Annotated in this window: 21 protein-coding genes; 13 read left to right on the top strand and 8 right to left on the bottom strand. The window is 69.0% G+C overall.

All coding sequences use genetic code 11. The annotated features are described in order from the left end of the window. Window positions 1-136 precede the first annotated feature (136 nt). Both PL79_RS32680 and PL79_RS32675 read left to right on the top strand, forming a co-directional pair. Complete coding sequence (locus PL79_RS32680) at window positions 137-1519, top strand: amino acid permease (RefSeq protein WP_044843088.1); 1383 nt, start codon at window positions 137-139, stop codon at window positions 1517-1519. Window positions 1520-1778: 259 nt separating this feature from the next. Beyond that, window positions 1779-2714, top strand: a complete 936-nt coding sequence (locus tag PL79_RS32675; protein WP_044843089.1) for a universal stress protein — start codon at window positions 1779-1781, stop codon at window positions 2712-2714. Between the two features lie 532 nt (window positions 2715-3246). Here the strand turns inward: PL79_RS32675 and PL79_RS32670 are convergent. Then, entirely contained in the window at window positions 3247-3657 is a 411-nt protein-coding gene (locus PL79_RS32670; RefSeq protein WP_044843090.1) for a hypothetical protein, read from the bottom strand. Between the two features lie 598 nt (window positions 3658-4255). On the opposite strand from PL79_RS32670, the gene PL79_RS32665 reads away from it, so the two are divergent. After that, window positions 4256-4510: a DUF3562 domain-containing protein gene (locus PL79_RS32665; RefSeq protein WP_044843091.1), complete on the top strand. Its 255-nt coding sequence runs from the start codon at window positions 4256-4258 to the stop codon at window positions 4508-4510. 244 nt (window positions 4511-4754) lie between these two features. Further along, window positions 4755-6554 carry a methyl-accepting chemotaxis protein gene (locus PL79_RS32660; RefSeq protein WP_044843092.1) on the top strand — a complete coding sequence of 600 codons (1800 nt, stop codon included), beginning with the start codon at window positions 4755-4757 and terminating at the stop codon, window positions 6552-6554. 34 nt (window positions 6555-6588) lie between these two features. Here the strand turns inward: PL79_RS32660 and PL79_RS32655 are convergent, their stop codons facing one another. Both PL79_RS32655 and PL79_RS32650 read right to left on the bottom strand, forming a co-directional pair. Further along, window positions 6589-7626 (bottom strand): sigma-54 interaction domain-containing protein, encoded by a 1038-nt coding sequence (locus PL79_RS32655; RefSeq protein WP_044843093.1) that lies wholly within the window; start codon window positions 7624-7626, stop codon window positions 6589-6591. 77 nt (window positions 7627-7703) lie between these two features. Beyond that, window positions 7704-8003 (bottom strand): hypothetical protein, encoded by a 300-nt coding sequence (locus PL79_RS32650; protein WP_135801198.1) that lies wholly within the window; start codon window positions 8001-8003, stop codon window positions 7704-7706. A 1-nt stretch (window position 8004) separates the two neighbouring features. On the opposite strand from PL79_RS32650, the gene PL79_RS32645 reads away from it, so the two are divergent. Then, complete coding sequence (locus PL79_RS32645; RefSeq protein WP_044843095.1) at window positions 8005-9972, top strand: hybrid sensor histidine kinase/response regulator; 1968 nt, start codon at window positions 8005-8007, stop codon at window positions 9970-9972. Window positions 9973-10162: 190 nt separating this feature from the next. Further along, window positions 10163-10807, top strand: coding sequence for a DUF4142 domain-containing protein (locus PL79_RS32640; protein WP_044843152.1), 645 nt, complete (start codon window positions 10163-10165; stop codon window positions 10805-10807). Window positions 10808-10841: 34 nt separating this feature from the next. Here PL79_RS32640 and PL79_RS32635 read toward each other — a convergent pair whose 3' ends face one another. The 3 genes from PL79_RS32635 to PL79_RS32625 form a co-directional block, all read right to left on the bottom strand. Beyond that, window positions 10842-11342 carry a PRC-barrel domain-containing protein gene (locus PL79_RS32635; protein ID WP_044843096.1) on the bottom strand — a complete coding sequence of 167 codons (501 nt, stop codon included), beginning with the start codon at window positions 11340-11342 and terminating at the stop codon, window positions 10842-10844. A gap of 66 nt (window positions 11343-11408) precedes the next feature. Continuing rightward, window positions 11409-11840 (bottom strand): CBS domain-containing protein, encoded by a 432-nt coding sequence (locus PL79_RS32630; RefSeq protein WP_044843097.1) that lies wholly within the window; start codon window positions 11838-11840, stop codon window positions 11409-11411. Between the two features lie 342 nt (window positions 11841-12182). Then, entirely contained in the window at window positions 12183-12431 is a 249-nt protein-coding gene (locus tag PL79_RS32625) for a hypothetical protein (RefSeq protein ID WP_044843098.1), read from the bottom strand. 141 nt (window positions 12432-12572) lie between these two features. Here PL79_RS32625 and PL79_RS32620 point away from each other — a divergent pair, with 141 nt between their 5' ends. From PL79_RS32620 to PL79_RS32600, 5 genes are all read left to right on the top strand, one after another. Then, entirely contained in the window at window positions 12573-12872 is a 300-nt protein-coding gene (locus tag PL79_RS32620) for a hypothetical protein (protein WP_044843099.1), read from the top strand. A 291-nt stretch (window positions 12873-13163) separates the two neighbouring features. Next, window positions 13164-13475, top strand: coding sequence for a hypothetical protein (locus tag PL79_RS32615; protein ID WP_044843100.1), 312 nt, complete (start codon window positions 13164-13166; stop codon window positions 13473-13475). A gap of 207 nt (window positions 13476-13682) precedes the next feature. Further along, complete coding sequence (locus PL79_RS32610) at window positions 13683-14561, top strand: MipA/OmpV family protein (RefSeq protein WP_044843101.1); 879 nt, start codon at window positions 13683-13685, stop codon at window positions 14559-14561. Window positions 14562-14669: 108 nt separating this feature from the next. Then, window positions 14670-16364 (top strand): VRR-NUC domain-containing protein, encoded by a 1695-nt coding sequence (locus PL79_RS32605; protein ID WP_044843102.1) that lies wholly within the window; start codon window positions 14670-14672, stop codon window positions 16362-16364. Continuing rightward, window positions 16361-18661, top strand: coding sequence for an ATP-dependent DNA helicase (locus tag PL79_RS32600; protein ID WP_044843103.1), 2301 nt, complete (start codon window positions 16361-16363; stop codon window positions 18659-18661). The genes PL79_RS32605 and PL79_RS32600 overlap by 4 nt, the downstream gene beginning before the upstream one ends. Window positions 18662-18715: 54 nt before the next feature. On the opposite strand, the gene PL79_RS32595 is transcribed toward PL79_RS32600, so the two are convergent. Then, window positions 18716-19486 (bottom strand): IclR family transcriptional regulator domain-containing protein, encoded by a 771-nt coding sequence (locus PL79_RS32595; protein WP_044843104.1) that lies wholly within the window; start codon window positions 19484-19486, stop codon window positions 18716-18718. A 152-nt stretch (window positions 19487-19638) separates the two neighbouring features. Here PL79_RS32595 and PL79_RS32590 point away from each other — a divergent pair, with 152 nt between their 5' ends. Both PL79_RS32590 and PL79_RS32585 read left to right on the top strand, forming a co-directional pair. Next, on the top strand, window positions 19639-19872 hold the full coding sequence (locus tag PL79_RS32590; protein ID WP_044843105.1) for an AbrB/MazE/SpoVT family DNA-binding domain-containing protein: 234 nt from the start codon (window positions 19639-19641) through the stop codon (window positions 19870-19872). Next, complete coding sequence (locus PL79_RS32585; protein ID WP_044843106.1) at window positions 19859-20272, top strand: PIN domain-containing protein; 414 nt, start codon at window positions 19859-19861, stop codon at window positions 20270-20272. The genes PL79_RS32590 and PL79_RS32585 overlap by 14 nt, the downstream gene beginning before the upstream one ends. Before the next feature lie 42 nt (window positions 20273-20314). Here PL79_RS32585 and PL79_RS32580 read toward each other — a convergent pair whose 3' ends face one another. Then, window positions 20315-21616 (bottom strand): UDP-N-acetylglucosamine 1-carboxyvinyltransferase, encoded by a 1302-nt coding sequence (locus tag PL79_RS32580; RefSeq protein WP_044843107.1) that lies wholly within the window; start codon window positions 21614-21616, stop codon window positions 20315-20317. Between the last annotated feature and the right edge of the window lie 150 nt (window positions 21617-21766).

Raw genomic sequence — 21766 nt, 5'->3', positions numbered from 1 at the left:
GCAGTATCCGCAGCGTTTTTCATCCGGAAAACGGCGGCGGGGATTTTTCGTTTTCGGTTTGCCGGTATCGGCATGAACGGTCGCGCATTGACATCGACAATGACGGCGGCCCGTTCGCGGCTGCCAGGAGACGGACTTGAAACAACCAGAAGACCAGCTGCACCGCGGGCTGGAAGAGCGGCACATCAACCTGATGGCGCTCGGCGCGACGATCGGCGTCGGCCTGTTCCTCGGCTCGGCCGCCGCGATCCGCACGGCCGGCCCGGCCATCCTGCTGACCTACCTGCTGGGCGGCATCGCGATTTTCCTGATCATGCGCGCACTCGGTGAAATGGCGATCACCAATCCGGTCGCCGGCGCCTTCAGTCGCTATGCGCGCGACTACCTCGGCCCGCTCGCGGGCTACCTGACCGGCTGGACCTACTGGTTCGTGTGGATCGTCACCTGCATGGCGGAAATCACCGCGGTGGGCGTCTACATGCACATGTGGTTCCCCGGCGTGCCGAACTGGGTCTGGGCGCTCGCGGCACTCACGGCGATGGGCGCGGTGAACTTCATCGCGGTCAAGCTGTACGGCGAATTCGAGTTCTGGTTCGCGCTGATCAAGATCGTCACGATCGTGCTGATGATCGTCGGCGGCGGCCTCATGATCGCGTTCGGCATCGGTAACGGCGGCGTCGCGACGGGCATCTCGAACCTGTGGGCCCACGGCGGCTTCATGCCGAACGGCATCGGCGGCGTGATCGGCGCGCTGCCGATCGTGATGTTCGCGTATCTCGGCGTCGAGATGCTCGGCCTCACGGCCGGCGAGGCGCGCAATCCGGAGAAGTCGCTGACGAAGGCGGTGAACTCGGTGTTCTGGCGCGTGCTGATCTTCTACATCGGCGCGCTGTTCGTGATCATGTCGCTCTATCCGTGGGACCAGATCGGCACGCAGGGCAGCCCGTTCGTGATGACGTTCTCGCGGCTCGGGATCCCGGCCGCCGCCGGCATCATCAACTTCGTCGTGTTGACCGCGGCGCTGTCGTCGTGCAACAGCGGCCTGTTCAGCACCGCGCGGATGCTCTACAACCTCGCGCAGCAGGGCCAGGCGCCGGCCATGCTCGGCCGCGTGAATCGCAACGGCGTGCCGGTGTACGGCGTGATCGTGTCGATCGCGCTGCTGCTGATCGGCGTGCTGCTCAACTATCTCGCGCCGCAGCACGTATTCACGTGGCTGACGTCGGTGTCGACGTTCGGCGCGATCTGGACGTGGTGCGTGATCCTGATCGCGCAGATGCGCTTTCGCCGCACGCTGTCGGCCGACAGGATCGCGCGCCTGCCGATCCGCGTGCCGTTCTATCCGCTCGGCTCGTTCGTCGCACTCGGGTTTCTCGCGCTGGTCGTCGTGCTGATGGCGTTCTCGCCGGATACGCGCGTCGCACTCGTGATCGGCCCGGTCTGGATCGTGCTGCTCGGCATCGCATACGCGGTGTTCCATGCGAACCGGGCGAGCGCGCCCGCGTCGACGAAGTCGTAAGCCAAGCAGCCGAAAGTCGCCGCGCCGCGCGCCGCACAGGCGTGCGCGACGCATCGCGGCCCGCACGGGTATTGATCGCGATCATGCACGTGCGGGCCGGACGACATATGCTGTCTGAATCGCTTGTCCGCGCTTCGCGTGGCCGTCCGCCGATCCCCGCGACCGCGTCGGCCGTCCGTCCGCCATTCGTCGTTCGCCGCTGCCCGCGCGAAGCTCCGGTCGTCGTTCGCGACGACGCGTCCGCAAGGAGGCTTTCGCCATGCAGTCCACCCCGACCATCCCGCCGCTCACGCGGATCTCGCTGGCCGTCGATCTGACGCCGGAGTCGCTGTCCGCCGCGCGCTACACGCGCACGCTGCTGCGTCCCGGCATGCAGGTGCGCATCGTCTGCGCGATCGACAATCCGCGTCTCGTTCTGCCGGACATCCCGCGCGTCGATGCGCTGCTGACCTCCGCGCGCGAGGAGATGACGCGTGAAGCGCAGGCGACGCTCGAACGCATCGCGGAACTGTTCGCCGGCAGCGGCGTGGGGATCGAGCAGATGATCATCGATACGTCGCTCACGGGCGGCACGGTGGCCGATGCGCTCGCGAACGACACGTCGGCATGGCATGCCGACGTGCTCGTGGTCGGCGCCAATCCGCACCATGGGCTGCTGCGGCTCGTCGAGGGGGCGGTGTCCGACACGCTGGCCGCGCGCGCACGCTGCGCGCTGCTGATCGTGCCCGCCGACTATGCGAGGCCGTCGGACGGGCCGCTGCAGCGCCTGATGTTCGCCGTTGACGGCAGCGAGCCGTCGCTGCACGCGGTGCGCGTCGGGCTCGGCTTCGCGGTGCCGACGACGCTGCTGTACGCGGCTTATGTCGTCGATCGCGCGGTTCGTCTGACGGATCTCGTGCCGGTGCGCGCGCTCGAGGATGCGTATCGCGCGGAGGGCGAGGATGCGCTGGCGCGGATCGGTCCGCTGTTCCATGCAACGGGGAACCCGACCAAGCGCGGCATCGTCGAAACCCGTCCGACCAGCGACGACGTCGCCCATGCGCTGATGCGCGACGCGGTGCACTGGCATGCGGAACTGCTGGTGGTCGGCACGCACGGCCGGCGCGGCATCGCGGCCTGGCTGATCGGCAGCGTGGCGCGCCGGGTCGCGCATCTCGCGCAGGTGCCGGTGCTGCTCGTGCGCGAGGCCGCGTGAGGATTGCGCTGCGACGAATGCGAAGCGGACTTTCATTGACCTGCATCAGAAACGTCGCGCGTTTTGCATGAGATAGTCACACGACGTGCGTGTGCATGCGGCGGATGGTCCGTCATCCGTACCCGACGCCGCGATTCGACACGTCGGTCCGGAACCGCGCGAACCGGCGCCTGTCCGACGCCGTTGCGATTCAGCCGATTTCCGGAGCCGTGCCGCGCAGCGCATCGCGCATCGGCCGATCACGAACTCTCTGGCACGAGGGTAGGCAGCCGGCGGCTGCCTTGGATAACGGACGGGGTGCATTGCACCCCGTCCGCTTTCCTGGCCCCGTGCTGACTCTTTTCCTCGCAGGTATTGTCTTCGTCGATGTCGCCGTGTGGAACGGCGCGTGATGCCACGCGATCGCGCGATCGCGGATTCGGTCTGGAGCGCGGCATGCGCTGCGCGCCCGGCGCGGTGCCGCAGCCTTCACGCGGCCGCGTGCGGCGTCGGCTGCGTGAAGGCCCCGCGTTCAGGCCCAGCGTTCAGGCCTTTACGCGGCGCGAGGTGCTCGCAGGTCGCGCTGGCGGTGCGCGTCGCGGCATACGCATGCACCGCGACGCACGCCATGCAGTCGGCCTCGTCCGCCAGGCGTGCGATTGCGCAGCCGCGGCCAGCCGGGGCGCGTCTTGCGGCGCTGCCTCACGACGACCGTTGCGCCGGCACCGGCCCGCGCGCGGAGCGCCGCGGCGAACCGCTGCAGCGCGAGCACCGATCCCGCGACGCTCTGGTACTTTTCGCGGCCGATCTGCCCGTCGAGCGTGACGAGCAAGCCCGATTCGCGCGCGAGTGCGAGCAACGCGTCGAGATCTTCCGGCGGGCGGATTGCGGCCGGCACGGCGGTCGCGGCCAGCATGCGCGTGCGCCGCTGTCCGTCCCGCGCCGGGAAGTTGCGATGAATCATGATGGGTCTCCCTGCGCCCGACCCCGCGTGCCGGCTCGAGGGCCGGCTGAGCGATGACCGGGTATGAACGCGTCGTTCATGACATCAGTATCCGCCGCGGAGACCGCGCTGCCAATCGGTGCGTGCTGAAGTCGCTGTCAGACGTTGCGTGCGAGGTATCGGAATCCGCTGACACGCCGGACCGGCGAGCCGCCGCTGCGGCGCGAGGCGGGCAGGCGGGCAGGCGCGATGTGCGGCGCCCCGATCCGGTGCATTCGAACAGACGAATCGCGGCCGTCGCGCGTCGCTTGACGCAGGACTTTCGCGGGTCTAAGGTCCCACACTGCATCGGCATCGCGCGACGGTTCATCGTCCGAGCGATCGCACGGTGCCGCGCCTCGGGGTGGCGTGACAATCCTTCCAGTCGTTCGCGGGCCTTGGGCGCCGCGAATCCTGCGCGCGGGCCGGTTCGGCGACGGATCGGCGCGGCGGCACGCAAGGTGCCGTTGATCGCGCGCAACCACGCTTCGGCGCATCGTACGCCGGGCGGCCGTTCAGCCTTTAATCTTCCGGTAGCGTCATTTTTTCCTTTCGTTCCTCGACCGTCAGGAGCCCGTCGATGTCACAGGACAATTTGCTTGATGCCTTGAAGGCCGTCGCCGCAGAGCGCGCGATCGGCGCCGATCAGTTGCGCACGATGCTCGACGATGAAGTGCGAGCGTTGTCGTCCGATGCCCGCGTGCACGATTACATCCACGTGTTCGCGATCCGCCACCTGCGCGAACGGATGCGCAGGCAGGACGAACTCGAGCGCGACACGCCGGCCAGTACGTCGCGCGACGAGCCGGATACGCGTACCGGCCGCCGTCTGTAAGGGACGATCGGCGCGACCGGCGCCGCGGTGCCTCATGACAGCGGCAGGCCCCTGAGCGCCGCGCGCGCCTCCGGCACCGGCACCGCTGCACGCCTGCATACCGACAACGCGCCTGCTTGCCGGTCGCGCCTTTCTTCATATATTTGACCGAATCGACACAACGGCCTCAAGTAAGCGGCGCGGATGCCGTTTACCCGGTGAATTCGTCCACCGGGCGTTCGCGCTCCCTTACCGAGTCGTTGCCATGTTCTCGTCCATCCGCACCCGCATCCTCGCCGCGTGCGTCGCCATCGTCGTGTTCGCGCTCGTCGCCACCACGCTGATCAATTACTTCATCGCACGCGCGTACAACAACGACGCGATAGACCGCAACCTGACCTCCGTCGCGAGCGGCCACGTGGTCGGCATCGGCGACTGGGTCGCGACGAAAAGCCGGATGATCGCGTCGTTGCAGGACGCCGCGCTGTCGCCCGATCCGCTGCCGGTGTTCAAGCAGATGGCCGCGGCGGGCGGCTTCACGAACGTCTACGCGGGCTATGCCGACAAGGTGTTCCATTTCTCCGACCCGACCGGCATCCCGCCCGACTACGACCCGACCGGCCGTCCGTGGTACAAGCAGGCCGCCCAGGCCGGCAAGCCGGTCGTCACGCCGCCGTACGTCGATGCGGGCACCGGCAACCTGGTCGTCACGTTCGCGGTGCCGATCCTGCGCGACGGTGCGCTGAAGGGCGTCGTCGCCGCCGACGTCGCGATGGACAGCGTGATCGCGAACGTGAAGTCGATCCACCCGACGCCCACGAGCTTCGGGATGTTGATCGACAGCAGCGGCCACGTCGTCGCGCATCCTGACGCGAAGCTCACGCTGAAGCCGGTCGCCGACGTGTCGCCCGACCTCGGCGGCATCGGCGCCGCGACGCTGGCGACGTCGAGCGCGCCGGTCGAAGTGCACGTCGGCGGCGACGCGAAGCTGGTGCGCGCGCAAGCCGTGCCGGGCACCGACTGGTACGCGCTGGTCCTGCTCGACAAATCGGAAGCGACGGCCGGGATGCGCTCGCTGCTCACCGCGTCGCTGATCACGCTGGTGGTGATCGTCGGCGTCGCGTCGCTGATCGTCGGCGCGATCACGACGACCGCGTTCCGCCGCCTGTCGCAGGTGCGTCAGGCGATGGCGTCGATCGGCTCGGGCACGGGCGACCTGACGCAGCGCCTGCCGGCCGACGGCCGCGACGAGGTGGCCGATATCGCGCGCTCGTTCAACAGCTTCGTCGACAAGCTGAACGACGTGATGCGGCAGATCCGCGACGCGAGCGAATCGGTGCGCACGGCCGCGAACGAAATCGCCGCGGGCAACCAGGACCTGTCGTCGCGCACCGAATCGGCGGCGGCGAGCCTTGAGGAAACGGCCGCGTCGATGGAAGAAATCACCGCGACGGTCGGCCAGTCGGCGGCCGCTGCCGGCCAGGCCGACGAACGCGCGGCCGCGGCGTCGCGGATCGCGTCGCACGGCGGCGTGGTCGTATCGGACGTCGTGTCGACGATGGAGAAGATCGAGGAAGCGTCGGGCCGGATCGGCGACATCATCGGCGTGATCGACGGGATCGCGTTCCAGACCAACATCCTCGCGCTGAACGCGGCCGTCGAAGCGGCGCGTGCCGGCGAGCAGGGCCGTGGGTTCGCGGTCGTCGCGCAGGAAGTGCGCAGTCTCGCGCAACGCAGCGCGCAGGCCGCGCGCGAGGTGAAGGTGCTGGTCGAATCGACGGTGGCGAGCGTGTCGGCCGGGTCGGGGCAGGTGCGCCAGGCCGGCGAGACGATGCGCGAGATCGTGTCGAACGTCGCCAACGTGACGACGATCATCTCCGAGATCACGCACGCGGCGAACGAGCAGACGCGCGGCATCCAGGAAGTGAACCGCGCGGTCACCCAGCTCGACGAAATGGTGCAGCAGAACGCGGCGCTCGTCGAACAGTCGACCGCGGCCGCGACCGCGCTGCAGACGCAGGCGAACGCGCTCGCGACGACGGTCGGGCAGTTCAAGGTCGCATGACCTGCGCCGGTTGACGCAGGGCGCGCGGCGGCGCTCAGGGGCGGCCGTCGTCGCGCATCAGCGCAAGCCGGTTGTAGAGCGTCTTCAGGCTGATGCCGAGCGCTTTCGCGGCTTGCGGCTTGTTGCCGTCGAAGTGCTGCAGCGTCGCCGCGATGAAACGTTGCTGCGCATGGTGCAGCGTTGCGCCGAGCGGCAGCGCCATCGCGTCGTCCGACGTGTGGTCGGGCGGCGCTGCCGGCCTCGGCAACGCGACGTCGATGCCGTCGTCCGCGAGGATGTACGCGCGCTCGATCGTGTTGTGCAGCTCGCGCACGTTGCCGGGCCACGAATAGGCGCGCAGCGCGGCGATCGCCGCGTCGGTGAGCCGTTTGTGCGAGCGGTGCCGCGCGTTCAGCGCGTCGACGAACTCGTGCGCGATCGCCTCGACGTCGCCGCTGCGCTGGCGCAGCGGCGGCACATACAGCGCGAACGCGGCGAGACGGTAGAACAGGTCCTCGCGCAGCCGGCCGTCGCGCACGGCATCGGCCGGATTGTGGCGGGTCGCCGACAGGATGCGCACGTCGAGCGGAATCGAGTCGGTGCCGCCGACCCGCACGATCGTGTTCGATTCGAGCGCCCGCAGCAGCTTCACCTGCAGCGACGCGGGCATCTCCGCGATCTCGTCGAGCAGCAGCGTGCCGCCGCACGCGGCTTCGAAAAAACCCTCCCGTTGCGCGATCGCGCCGGTGAAGCTGCCTTTTTCGTGACCGAACAATTGCGCTTCGGCGATGTCCGCCGGAATCGCGCCGCAGTTGACGGGGACGAACGGCCCGTCGCGTCGCGCGCTGAGGTCGTGCAGCCGGCGCGCGACGATATCCTTGCCGACCCCGCTTTCGCCGGCAATCATCACGCTCGCGCGGGTCGGCGCGATTTTCTCGATACGGCCGAGCAGCGTGCGCATCGCCGCGGAGCGGCCGGACAGCTGGCGCGCGTCGGCGCCTTGCTTCGGACGGTTTGCGGATTCAGCCATAAGCGTCGGCGGGCCGTTTTGAAAATCGGCACCGCACGTTCCCTTCATTGCAATATCTATCATCGACAGCGAAACCGCACGGAAGGTGCCGCGATTTAGAAATTTACAATGTCCGGTGCGGGGATCGAAGAAATACGCGATCACGGGGGCACGATGCCGACAGGCGGCAGCCGACACCGCGTGTCGATGCTTTTTTGCAGCCGACCGATGAAAAATCGCAAGTCGGCATCACCCGCGTTCCGCGCAAACGCGGCGGGGCGGCCGAGCGACGCGGCGCGGCGGCACGCGCAGCGCGCCGCGCCGCGAAGCCGCCGCGCGGCCGTGCCGCGGGTACGCGCGTTGCGCCGGCCCTTGGGCTCGCCCCCGAACGCTCGACGGCACATGCCGGCCGCCGAGGCGGGAGCCGTCGAGCGACGGTCGCCGGGGCGATGCAGGGACACGATGAGGATCCTTACCCGTGAACTGTTCCGGCAGGGCGCATGGGTCGTGCTGGCCGTCGGGGCGGCGTCCGCGCTGCAGGCGTGGGCGATGCACGTCGTCGGCGTACATGCACCGTTTGCACAGCTGCCTTTCTACGCCGGTGTTGCGGCTGCGGCCTGGCTGACGTCGTTCGGCGGCGGCCTGGCCGCGACGGCCGCGAGCGCGGTCGTGATCGGCGCGTTGGGCTGGCGCGAGGTGACGCTGCCCGCGCTGCTCGCGCAGGCCGGCGCCTTCGTCGCGATCGGTTTCGTCGAATGCGTGCTCGTGGTGGTCGTCAAGCCGCTGCTCGCAAACGATCGGCTGCACGGGGCCGAGGATGCGGAGGGAAACGACGCGCGCATGCCGCGCCGCGAACCGACACCCGCGGCGCGCTCGCTCGACGACATCCTGCTGCGCCGCGTGGTCGATGCGTCGCCCGACGCGATCGTCGGCGTCGACGCCGTCCGGCGGATCACGAGCTGGAACCCGGCCGCGCGGCGCCTGTTCGGCATCGATGCCGCGGCGGTGATCGGGCACGACGTCACGACGCTGATCGCGCCGCGCTGGCTGCGCTTGCATCCGGTTCCCACGTCGTTCGCGAACGCGCGCCCGCCCGCAGGCCCGCTCGACATTCTGTGCCTGCGCCACGACGGCGGCCGCTTTCGCGCGACCTTCGTGGCGGCGCCGATCGTCGACGCGCAAGGCAACTGCACCGGCCTGTCGATGACGCTGCGCGAAGCGCGCGAACGCCGCCGAAGCGAGCGGCGCAACCTGCGTTCGTTACGCGGTGCGCGCGACGCGCGCGTGCAGGCCGACGAGTCGAACCGGCTGAAGGACGAACTGCTCGCCACCGTATCGCATGAACTGCGCACGCCGCTGAACGTGATCTACGGCTGGGTCGAGGTGATGCGCAGCGCCGACGGCCAGAGCTTCGCTCACCAGGCGATCGATGCGATCGACCGCAGCGCACGCTCGCTGTCGCGGATGGTCGGCGACCTGCTCGACGCCTCGTCGCTCGCGACGGGGCGGATGCGGCTCGAGCGCGCGCCCGTCGATCTCGTGCGCGTCGTGCGGGAGGCGGTGCGCGAACTCGGCGCGACGGCGGAGGCGAACGGTCTCGAACTGTCGATCGCGTGCGCGATGTCCAACTGCGTGATCTCCGCGGACGGCGAGCGGGTGCGCCAGATGCTGTCGAACCTGCTGTCGAACGCGATCAAGTTCACGCCGCCGGGCGGCAGCATCAAGGTGTCTCTGACCCGGGCCGGCGCGCGCGTGCGGCTGTCGGTCGCCGATACCGGCCAGGGCATTGCGGCGGAACGCCTGCCGCATCTGTTCGATACGTTCAACCGGCCGGAGGGCGCGTCGGCCTCGCCCAAGCGTGGGCTCGGACTCGGCCTGTCGATCGTGCGCAACATCGCACGGCTCCACGGCGGCGAGGTCACGGCTGCGAGCGATGGCGCCGGGTGCGGCACGACCGTGACCGTGATGCTGCCGGTGGACTGGGGCGCCGACATGCCGAACGGCCAGCCGTTACGGCCGAGCGGTGCGTCGACGGCGGTCGCACTCGACGGCCGGCGCGTGCTGGTGGTCGATGACGATGCGACGTCGCGCGCGAGCCTCGCGGCGGCGCTCGAAACGCTGGGTGCGCAGGTGTCGACCGCGCAATCGGGGCGCGACGCGCTCGACGTGGTCGCGCGGCAGCCTCCGAGCGTCGTGCTGTCGGATCTCGCGATGCCGGACGGCGACGGTTTCTGGCTGCTCGACCACATTCGCCATTTGCCGAACGGCAGCGGGAGCCTGCCCGTCGTCGCGGTGACCGCGCATGCGGGTGCGGCGGACCGGAACCGCGTGATGGCCGCCGGCTTCGACGCGTATCTGTGCAAGCCGGTCGACATGTCGACGCTGGCCAGGGTCATCGTCGACGTGTCGACCGCCGGACGGCATCGCTGACGCACGGCGGCCTGCGCACCCCGCGCCAGGCGGCACGCTGCGGGTAACCGCCGCATTGTCGATCGAGTATGTCGAGGGTGCATGGAGCAAAGGCGCGTGGACCGATTTCCTGCGTCCGCGCATCGTCCCGCATGACGGGCCGGTTGCCGCGTTCGGCAGGGCCGATCCGTCGACCGATACGGAGGTCCGGATGAAAACGAGCGACAGGAATCTCCGCCGAGCCACCGCGGTTGCCGGCATCGTGTGCCTGGTGGGATCGGGCGTGCTCGCGGTGTTGCGGGTACCGGCATTCGCGCCGGCACATGCGCAGGCGCCGCCGGCATCGTCCGTTCAGGTCGCGCCGGGCGTCGTCAGTCCCGGCGCGACCGCCGACGAGGCGGACATGACGCGGCGGCCGAGCGGCATCGACGCCGAATTCATCGACAAGGCCGGCATCGTCGGCAAGACGGAGTTGCAGGCGAGCCAGCTCGCGCTCGACCGGTCGTCGAATCCGGGCGTGAAGGCCTTCGCGCGCCGGATGATCGACGATCACGTTCGCATGACCGCGGAATTGCGCCGGCTCGGCGCGCAAAAGGGCTTGCCCGTGCAGACGCGGATGCTGGTCGATCCGGCGGTGAATGCGTTGCGAAGCAAGAACGGCCATGCGTTCGACAAGGGATACATCGAGCTGGCGGGACCGAACGCGCACGACGCGGCGATCAGGCTCTACTCAGCCGAGGCGCGCGACGGCCACGACCGGGAGCTTCGCGCGTTCGCGGCCAACGCGCTGCCGACGCTGAAGGCGCACCTGAGCGCCGCGCGCGCACTCGAGCGTGCGATCGCGGCCGCGCACTGATCCGCACGGCGATCCGCGCGCCCCGGCGCGTCCGTCAGTGCGGCCGCGTGTCGCTTTCCGGGCCGTCCGGCGACGCCTCGAAGGGCGGCGCATCGAGTACCGTTTCGCCTTCCTCGATCAGCCAGTACGGCGATGCGCCGTAGTACGCGTGCAGCCCCTCGGCCCAGGCGGGATCGGCCATCGTCGGCCAGCGGTCTTTCTCGAAGCCGGGCGCGTCGCGCACGCGCTCGGTCGAAACGGGCAGCACGAAGCAGCGGCGCCCGGCGTCGAGCGTCAGCACGTTCCACGGCACCGCGAGCAGCTTGTCGCCGATCCCGAGCAACCCGCCCGACGACACGACCGCATACGCGATCCGGCCCGAGCGGATATCGAGCATGATGTTCGTAATCTTGCCGATGTCGTCGCCGTCCATCGTCAGCACGCGATCGTCTTCCAGCGTGCCGGCGGCCATCACGTCCGGCCCCGGCCCGCCGGCCGAACGGCCGCGGTCGCCGACGATGCGCGCCTGCGTGCGCGACGGTCTGTCCGTTGTCATCGCTGTTCTCCTGGTCGAAGCGGCGCGGCGCACACGGCGCGCGGGCCGCACGGGTGAGGGCCGCGGTCAGCGGCGGCGCGGCAGGGACACGTCCTCGAGCGTGTTCGCCAGCTCGTCGCGTGCCGGGCCGCCCGCGCGTGTCGCGATGTCGCCCAGCGACACGATGCCGACGATCTGGTGATTGGCGTCGAGCACCGGCATCCGGTGCAACTGCACGTCGGCCATCCGCTGCTGGACGTCGCCGACGCCGTCGTCTTCCACGCACCACTGCACCGGCGCGGACGCGACCACCTTCACCGGGGTGTCGGACGAATGCCCGTGCGACAGCGCTCGCACTGCGAGGTCGCGGTCCGTCACGATCGCGACGAGCCCGGTGTCATCGCAGACCGGCAGCACGCCGATGTCGAAGCGCTGCATCAATTCGGCCGCATGGCGAATCGTGTCGGTCGGCGCGACGCAGACCACGTCGCGCGACATGATTTCATTGACGCGATACATGAACGCCTCCTTCGTGAACGAGACGACATGGAAGCAGAACGCGTGCCGCGTTCAATCGGCACAGGCCGGGCCTGCGCGGCCGGGCCACGGAGAAATTTGCCAGCCGGCTTGTACATCTTCCACGGCGGCAGCCGCGGCCGGGCCGCGAGCGACGCTCAGTGGCCGACGCCCGTCATCACGACGATTGCGAGGACCAGCGCACTCTCGATCGCGGCGAGCGCCGCGACGCCTGCGGCGCCGCTGACTTCGTGCCATGCACGTTCGATGCGTTTCATCACTTCACTCCGGTTGGGCCGGCCGGGCGACGCTACGTTGCCGCGCATCGCGGGCCGGGTGCCGCCGTCAGCCGTGATCGCGGGGCGGTTGCGGGGCGTCGGGCGCGCGACGTTCGCGTTCGCCGGACGGCCTGGCGGGGTCGATGCGGGTCGCACCGCCGACGGCGGGCGGATCGCTGGCCGGGAACGTCTCCTCGAGCCCTTCGTCGATGCGCTCTTCCGTCTTGTCGTCAGACGGCTTGCGCGACGTGGCCAGGGAGAGCGGGCTGGCAGCCGGTGACACGGCGTCTCGGCTACCGGGGGCGGATGCGGTCATGATCGAACCTCCTTATGGGTACGAGGGGTGCAAGCACCGTACCCGCGCAGCGCGGGCGGCATGACGCTTGCAGCCGTCGAGCCGGCCGGGCGGGCTGAGACGTGGCCGGCCCGCCGCCGGCGTGGACGAGAGGACATCGTGATGAATGAACCCAGGGAAAGAATACGTTACGACGCGAACGTGTGCGGCGGCGATTTCAGTCAGGTGCGCGAGCGTTTCGACACATGGAAGCGCGAATCGCGGCTCCATCGGCCCGAGCGGCGCATGTTCGACGGGAAGGACGAGGTTCGCGAGCTGAACCCTACCGTCTACGCGGGGCCGGAAAGCGCACGGCGGGCGCTCGCCGCGCGATGCGCGCCGTCCGATCGATTCGCACTCGCGGCGCGCCTCGCCGCCGAAGGGCGCACGCTGTGGCTGGTGATGGCGGCCTACGATGCATGACCGGTGCGCACCCGGGCAGGCACGCCGCTTGCGCGCGCTCGCCGCACCCATCGACACGCGCGAGCCGCCGCGCAGGAGCGACATGAGTACACGATCCATGCTGCACCGTCCGGAGCCGACGCCCGACGTCGATCCCGATCCGGCTCGGCCCGAGCACGACGATCCGTTCGATCCGCCCGTGCCCCCGGGCCTGCCGCACGGCGATCCGCCGTCGCAGCCGCCGCCGATGCGGATGCCGGGCGAGGGCAGCGAACCACGGCCGGCCGCGCGATCACAGAAAGGAGGACCATCATGGACATTCACGTGCAATCGCCCGACAAGCGCGCGATCGCCCAGGTGCTGGGCCGCTATTTCGAGTCGCGTTCGTTGCGTTACCACATCGAGGAGTTGCCGGGCGGCGTGCTGCATATCGGCTTTCGCGCGAGCGGGCGCCCGGTCGCCGTCACCGTGTCGTTCGACGACACCGCCTACGACACCTACACGCACTGGGACGCGAGCCAGAAGCAGCTCGCGCTCGGGCGTCTCGCGGACGGCTTCTCGCGCATGATGGCGAAGCGCAGCCCGGCCGCGCTCGCCGGCGACTATCACGTCGAGCGTTTCTGATTCCGCAACCCTGCGCCGATTCATGCCGGAATGCGGCAAAGTGCCCGCGTTCAACGGGCGCTTTGCGGCTTCGCGTGCGCCAGCGTAGGATGTTCACAATTCAGCGCACGCTACGTTCGCGCCGTCGGCTGCTCGCCGTTGCAGCCGGCCAGGCTGCGACGCGCTTTCCCTCAGGTTCGTTTCGTGCAGCCGACGGAGACCGCCTTGATGACCGTTGCCCGCCCGTTGTTGTCGCCCGGCACCCGCCGGTTCGTGTCCGGCCTGTCGGCCTTCGCCGCGCTCGCGGCGGCCGGTGCCCGCGACGCGTCGGCCCAGACGCCGTCGCCGCTCGGCGAATGGCAATACTCGGCGGGCGTCCCGCTGCAGAAACTGTTCAGTCCGACCGTCCCCACGTGGCAGGTCAGCGTCGGCGCGGCGATGACGCTGCAGCCGCGCTACGCGGGTTCCGATCGCTATCGCGTGATGGGCGGCCCGAATCTCGACGTGCGCTATCGCGACCTGTTCTTCCTGTCGACGGGCGACGGGCTCGGCGCGAACGTGTTGCGCGGGCCCAACTGGCGCGTGAGCCTGTCGGTCGGCTATGACCTCGGGCGCCGCTCGGCCGACGATCTCGACCACCTGAACGGGCTCGACAACATCAACGCGGCGCCGGTGATGAAGCTCGCGGCCGACTACGTGATCTCGAAGGATTTTCCGCTCGTGCTGCGCGCGGATGTGCGGCGCAGCATCGGCGGCTCGAACGGCTGGGTCGGCGATTTCTCCGCGTACATGCCGATGCCGGGCAGCAACGAACACTTCTTCTGGTTCGCCGGGCCGACCGTGTCGTTTGCCGATTCGCGCTACATGAACAGCTGGTTCGGCGTGCCCGCGGGGGCGTCCGCGCGCTCGGGGCTGCCGGCCTATTCGTCTGGCGCGGGGATGAAGTCGTTCGGCGCGGGCGTGACGATGGTGTGGTTCGTCAACAAGCACTGGTTCGTGACGATGGACGGCGCGATCGAACAGCTCGTCGGCCGCGCGCGGCGCAGCCCGATCACGCAGCAGTCGACGAATGGCGTGTTCGACATGTCGGTGAATTACCAGTTCTGACCGCGATCGGCGACGGCCGGGCGGCCGCGTCGTGGTGCGCGGCATGCGGCATTTTTCGTCACATTTGATATGATTCCGACCTGTACAAACGTACAGTGATCGATCCCCGTGACGCCTGCATCGCCGACGCCCCCGGCGTTTTACTACCTGACCAATTTCGAACGCGCGCTGGCCTGGCTCGGCGAGCGTTACGACGACCTGCTCGATGCGAGCGAACATGCGTTTCTCGCGCATTTCGCGCAACTGCCGAAAGCGTCGCGTGCGTTGCTCGTGCGGATGCTGATGCGCAGCGGCACCGACTTCCGCGCGAGCAAGCTCGCGTACGACGAAATCGGCAGCACGCTCGACGCGGCCGCGCCGCTCGTCGAGCTCGGCTGGGTCGATCCGGCACCCGCGCTCACGCTCGACGAGTTGTTCGTGCTGTCGACCAAGGCCGACCTGCTGAAGGTGTTCCCGTCGCTCGCCGCGCACGCGGGCGAGCGCAAGCCCGAGTGGCTCGAGCGGCTGCGGCCCGCGCACGACGGGGCGCAACCGCTCGACGCATGGTGCGCGCAGGCCGGCGATCGCGTGCTGCGCGTGACGGTCGGCGCGCTGTGCGACCGCCTGCGGCTGATGTTCTTCGGCAATCTTCATCAGGACTGGAGCGAATTCGTGCTCGCCGATCTCGGCGTGTTCCAGTACGAAAGCGTGCCGTTCGCGCCGTCGTCGCGCGCGTTCCAGCAGCGCGACGACGTCGACGCGTATCTCGCGCTGCAGACCTGCCGAGAAGCACTCGACGCATGGCCCGACGACCAGCCGTTCGACGATCTGCTGCAGGCGATCGACGCGGTCGGCTGCGCGCAGCCGTGGCTCGCGACGCGCCGCGCGAAACTGCTGTTCACGCTCGGGCAGACCTGCGAGCGCCGAGCCGACTGGGCTGCCGCGCTCGACGCGTATGCGCGCAGCGCGTGGCCGGGCAGCCGGCACCGGCGCATTCGCGTACTCGAACGCTGCGGCCGCGACACCGATGCGCTCGCGCTCGCGCTCGATGCGCGCGGCGGCTTCGAAAGCGACGAGGAGCGCCAGCGCGTCGAGCGGATGCTGCCGCGCCTGCAGCGCCGTCTCGGGCAGCGGGTCGAACGCGCGGGCAGCACGCCCGACGTGCCGCGCGAGACGCTCGTGCTGATGCGCCCTGAAGCGTTCGTCAGCGTCGAATACGTGGTGCGCGACCATCTTGCGCAGCCCGATGCGCCGGTTCACTACGTCGAGAACACGCTGATCAATTCGCTGTTCGGCCTGCTGTGCTGGGAGCCCGTGTTCGCGGCCGTGCCAGGCGCGTTCTTTCACCCGTTCCAGCGCGGCCCGGCCGACCTGCACGCGCCCGATTTCGCCGTGCGCCGCACGGATGCGTTCGCCGCCTGTTTCGCGCAACTCGACTCGGGCGCGTACCGCGACACGATCCGCCGGCACTTCGCGACGAAGACGGGGCTGCAATCGCCGTTCGTGTTCTGGGGCGTGCTGACCGGAGAACTGCTCGACGAGGCGCTGGCCTGCCTGCCGCCCGAGCACCTGCGGCTGTGGTTCACGCGCCTGCTCGCGGATATCCGCGGCAACCGCTCGGGGCTGCCCGATCTCGTCCGTTTCTGGCCCGGCGAGCGGCGCTATGAATTGATCGAGGTGAAGGGCCCCGGCGACCGGCTGCAGGACAACCAGACGCGCTGGCTCGCGTACTGCCTCGCGCACGGCATGCCGGTGCGTGTCGTCAATGTCGAATGGGCCGGAGCCGGTGTCGAGCAGGCCGAAGCGGCGGGATTGTCCGCATGAGCTACGTCGTCGCGGTGCGGGCGATGTGCGAATTCACCGCGCGGCGCGGCGATCTCGACCTGCGCTTCACGCCCGCGCCGACCGCGCTCGAAGGCATTGCCGGCCACGGCGCCGTCACGTCGAAGCGCGGTGCGCGCTACGAAACCGAGATCGCGCTGACCGGCACGTGGGGCACGCTCACCGTGCGCGGGCGCGCGGACGGCTACGACCCGGTCGCGAACCGGCTCGAGGAGATCAAGATCTACCGCGGCAGCCTCGACGCGATGCCGGCCAACCATCGCGCGCTGCACTGGGCGCAGGCGAAGGTCTATGCTCACCTGATGTGCGACGCACGCGGCCTCGCGGAAATCGACGTCGCGCTCGTGTATTTCGACATCGTGTCGGAGCGCGAGACCGTGCTGACCGAGACGCTCGGCGCAAGCGCGCTCGCCGCGTTCTTCGCCGAGCAGTGCGCGTGCTTCGTCGGCTGGGCCGAGCGCGAGACCGCGCACCGCTCGGCCCGCGATGCGGCGCTGCGTGCGCTGACGTTTCCGCACGGCCGGTTCCGCAGCGGCCAGCGCGAGCTGGCCGTGTCCGTCTATCGGGCGGCGCGCGATGAGCGCTGCCTGATGGCGCAGGCGCCGACCGGTATCGGCAAGACGCTCGGCACGGTGTTTCCGCTGCTGAAGGCGTGCGGCGAGGGCGAGCTCGATCACGTGTTCTTCCTGACCGCGAAGACGCCTGGCCGCGCGCTCGCGCTGGAAGCGGCGACCACGCTCGGCGCCGGCACGCCGGCGCTGCCGCTGCGCGTGCTGGAGCTCGTCGCGCGCGACAAGGCGTGCGAGCATCCCGACCGCGCGTGTCACGGCGAATCGTGCCCGCTTGCGCAAGGCTTCTACGACCGGCTGCCGGCGGCGCGCGACGCGGCGATCGGCGCGGGGCTGCTCGATCGCGATACCGTGCGCGAGGCGGCGCTCGCGCACGACGTCTGTCCGTACTATCTCGCGCAGGAGCTGGCGCGCTGGTCGGACATGGTGATCGGCGACTACAACTACTACTACGACGGCAGCGCGATGCTGCATACGCTCGCGCAGCAGAACCAGTGGCGCGTCGGCGTGCTCGTCGACGAGGCGCACAACCTGCTCGATCGCGCCCGCAAGATGTACAGCGCATCGCTCGACCCGTTCGCGTTCGCGGCCGCGCGCGAGGCGGCGCCCGCGGCACTGCGCAAGGCGTTCGACCGGCTCGCGCGCGCGTGGGGCACGCTCAATCGCGCACAGGCCGAGCGCTATGCGGCATACCCCGAGATTCCGGGGCCGATCGTGTCGGCCGTGCAGAACCTCGTCGCGGCAATCGGCGAACACCTGGCCGATGCGCCGCGCGCGAACGGCGACGCGCTGCTGCGCTTTCATTTCGAGGCGATCCAGTTCGGCGTGCTCGCCGATGCGTTCGACGGCGCGTCGATCTTCGACGCGACGCTGCACGGCGAGCCGCTGCCGCGCCAGTCCGGGCTCGACGGCGTCGCACCGGCCGGGCGCCGGCGCCGCATCCAGTCGACGCTGTGCGTGCGCAACGTGATTCCGGCCGGCTTTCTCGCGCCGCGTTACGACGCCGCGCGCGCGACCGTGCTGTTTTCCGGCACGTTGAGCCCGTTTCATTTCTATCGCGACACGCTCGGGTTGCCGGCCGACACCGGCTGGCTCGACGTCGACGGGCCGTTCCGCGCCGAGCAGCTGACCGTGCGCGTCGCGAGCCACGTATCGACGCGCTGGCGCGACCGCGATCGTTCGCTCGAACCGATCGTGGACCTGATCGCCGCGCAGTATGCGGCACGGCCCGGCAACTACCTCGGTTTCCTCAGCAGCTTCGACTATCTCGGGCGCGTCGTCGCGCTGATGCAGACGCGTCATCCGGACGTGCCCGTGTGGGCCCAGGCGCCCGGCATGGCCGAAAGCGAGCGCGACGCGTTTCTCGCGCGATTCGACGCGGGCGGGCGCGGAGTCGGCTTCGCGGTGCTGGGCGGTGCGTTCTCGGAAGGCGTGGATCTCGTCGGCGAGCGGCTGATCGGCGCGTTCATCGCGACGCTCGGGCTGCCGCAGGTCAACGATGTCAACGAACAGATGCGGCGCGCGATGGAGGCGCGCTTCGGCAACGGGTACGACTACATGTATCTGTACCCGGGCCTGCAGAAGGTCGTGCAGGCGGCCGGGCGCGTGATCCGCACCGAACACGACGAGGGCGTCGTGCATCTGATCGACGATCGTTATCGGCGGCGGGAGGTGCGCGATCTGTTGCCGCGGTGGTGGCGGATCGGGTGACGGGCGTGACGGATGTCGTGCGCGGGATGACGTGCGTGCGGCTCGCGTGAATCCCTAAAGCACGTTGAGCATCGCGAGCGCGGTTTCCTGCAGATGCGGCAGCACGCGTCGCACGGCCGCGTCGGTCGTCTCCGTGCCGATCGGCATGTTCGTGCTCAGCGCGGCGACGACTTCGCCGTGACGGTTCTTCAGCGGCACCGCGATGCCGCGCACGCCGACCTGCAATTGCTGCTCGATCACCGCGAAGCCCGCGTCGCGCGCGTGGTCGACCTGTTCGAGCAGGCGCGCCTTGTTGGTGATCGTGTGCGGCGTGAACGGCGCGAGTTCGGTGTCGTCGAGCCACGTGCGGACGGCCTCGCGATCGGGATGATGCGCGAGCAGCACGACGCCCGGCGACGTCAGCGGGGCGGGCACGCGCGCGCCGAGCACGAAGCCGGTCGTCATCACGCGCGACACGCCGTTGCGGGCGATGAACACGAGTTCCCAGCCGTCGAGCACGCTCACGTACGCCGATTCGTTCAGCGACGCGCTCAGTTGCTGCAGATAGGGCTGGACCGTGCGCGGCAGGCGCGCCGAATCGAAGTACGACCAGCCGACCCGCAGCACGCGCGGCGTGAGGCCGTACAGCTTGCCGTCGGTGTACACGTAGCCGAGCGATTCGAGCGTCAGCAGGTAGCGCCGCGCGGCCGTGCGCGTGAGGCCGGTGCGGGCGGCGGCCTGGGTCGGCGTCATTCGCGCGTGCTGGCTGTCGAATGCCTCGAGGATCATCAGGCCCTTTTCGAGGCCGGCTATCCAGTCGCGTCGGTCGAGGTCGGGCTTTTTCATGGTCGGGGACGCGTCGTGCGCGGTGTTCGTGCGGGAGTGGGCGATTATCGCGCGGCGCGGCGGACAATGCGAGCCGGCGCTGTCCGTTCGGCCAGCTGTGCGGCCTCGCATCGCAGATATACAATTTATCTTGTATATCCACGGAGGTTCGTATGCAGGTTGCAAAGTGGGGCAATAGCCTGGCGGTCCGCCTTCCGGCCAGTGTGGTCGACGCACTGGAGCTTCGCGAGGGGGACGATATCGAAATCGTCGTCGACAGTCCGCGCGTTTTCGCCGTGCGTCGCAAGCCGAGGCCGGACGAGCTTCTGCAGCGATTGAGGCGTTTCAGGGGCAAGCTGCCCGCCGACTTCAAGTTCAGCCGGGATGACGCGAATGAGCGGGATTGAGTCGGCGAAATCGTTCGTCGACAGCAATGTCGTGCTTTATCTGTTGTCCGAGGACGAAACCAGGGCAAATCGTGCGGAGGCGCTATTCCTTCGACGGCCGACCATCAGCGTTCAGGTATTGAACGAAGTCGCCAGCGTGTGCAGCCGCAAATTGCGGATGCCCTGGCGCGAGGTGGGGCAGTTTCTGGAACCGATCAGGAGTTTGTGCCATGTCGTGCCGATCACGGTCGATACGCACGACCTCGCTCGAAGGCTGGCGGAGCGGCATCGCTTGTCCTTCTACGACGCGTGCATCGTGGCAGCTGCGTCGATCGAGGGTTGCGAATACCTGTACACCGAGGACATGCACGACGGCTTGAGCGTGGAGGGCGGTCCGGAGTTGCGAAATCCGTTTGCCTGAGGATGCGGCGCGAACGTTACACGCGCCGCATCCGGGTCGACGTTACTCGCTGCTCGTCCACTCGACGTTCGCGCCGACCGAACGCAGGTTTTCGACGAAATGCGGATGCGCGCGGCGGATCGGCAGCGCGTTCATGATTTCCGAGCGGCCTTCGATGCTCGCGGCCACCATCAGCAGCGCGATCGCGACACGGATGATGTACGGGCTCTCGACGCGCGCCGGCGTCAGCTGCAGGCCGCCGAACGTGATCAGCCGGTGCGGATCGGACAGCAGCACATGCGCGCCGAATTTCGACAGTTCGCCGGACCAGCCGAGCGCGCCGTCGTAGACCTTGTTCCAGAACATCGCGCTGCCTTCCGCACGCACGCCGAGCGCGATGAAGATCGGCAGCAGGTCGACCGGCAGGTACGGCCACGGCGCGGCTTCGACCTTGGTCAGGATGTTCTGCGTGAACGGCCGGCGTACGCGCAGCGGGCCGTCGCGTTCCGCACGGGACCAGCCGTCGCGGTGCGTGACGGTCACGCCGAACTTCGCGAACGTGCGGTCGATCAGCGGGAAATGCTCCGGCGACGAGTTGCGCACCGTGATGTCGCCGCCGGTGATCGCGCCCAGTGCGAGGAACGTCGCGATTTCGTGGAAATCCTCGGCGAAGCGGAATTCGCCGCCGCCGAGCTTGCCGCCGCCCGTCACGCACAGGCGCGACGTGCCAATGCCTTCGATCGCGACGCCGATCATCGCGAGGAACTGGCAGAACTCCTGCACGTGGGGCTCGGACGCCGCATTCATCAGCGTGGAGGTGCCGCCCGCGGCCGTCGCGCACAGCGCGAAGTTTTCGGTGGTCGTCACCGATGCGTAGTCGAGCCAGTGATCGTTGGCCGTCAGCGGGCCGTCGGCACGGACGATCAGCGAATCGGGCGTGCGCTGGATGTGCGCGCCGAAGCGCTCGAACACTTCGACGTGCGGATCGATTTCACGCACGCCGAGCGTGCAACCCTTCACGTCGTTCTCGAGGCGCGCGACGCCGAAGCGCGCGAGCAGCGGCGGAATCAGCATGATCGACGAGCGCATCGCCTCGGGCAGGCGGTGAACGGCCGGGTCGAACGTCGTGTTGCGATGGTGGAGTTCGAGAATGCCGGTCGTGAAGTCGACCGACACGTCGCTGCCGAGCGTGCGGAAGATGTCGAGGATCTTGCGTACGTCGGTGATGTCCGGTACGCCGACGAGGCGCAGCGGCTGATCGGTCAACAGGGTGGCGCACAGGATCGGCAGGACGGCGTTCTTGTTCGCGGACGGCTTGATGTCCCCGCGCAGCGGAGTGCCGCCGTGGACGATGAGATTCGACATGATATGGGGGCGTATCTGTGACTGACGTAGGCCCATATGATGCCATTGGTCGGCGGGTGACGTGGAATGTTCAGAGGGGAAAAAGGGCTTCTGCGCGCGGGATTGACCGTGTTTGACGTTGGGCGAGGGCGGCCGACACGGACGCGGATC

Source organism: Burkholderia sp. USMB20 (genome assembly GCF_000949135.2).
In the GTDB taxonomy this organism is placed as follows: domain Bacteria; phylum Pseudomonadota; class Gammaproteobacteria; order Burkholderiales; family Burkholderiaceae; genus Burkholderia.
The sequence above is the reverse complement of the archived record's forward strand: the minus strand, read 5'-3'. Positions and strand labels throughout refer to the sequence as shown.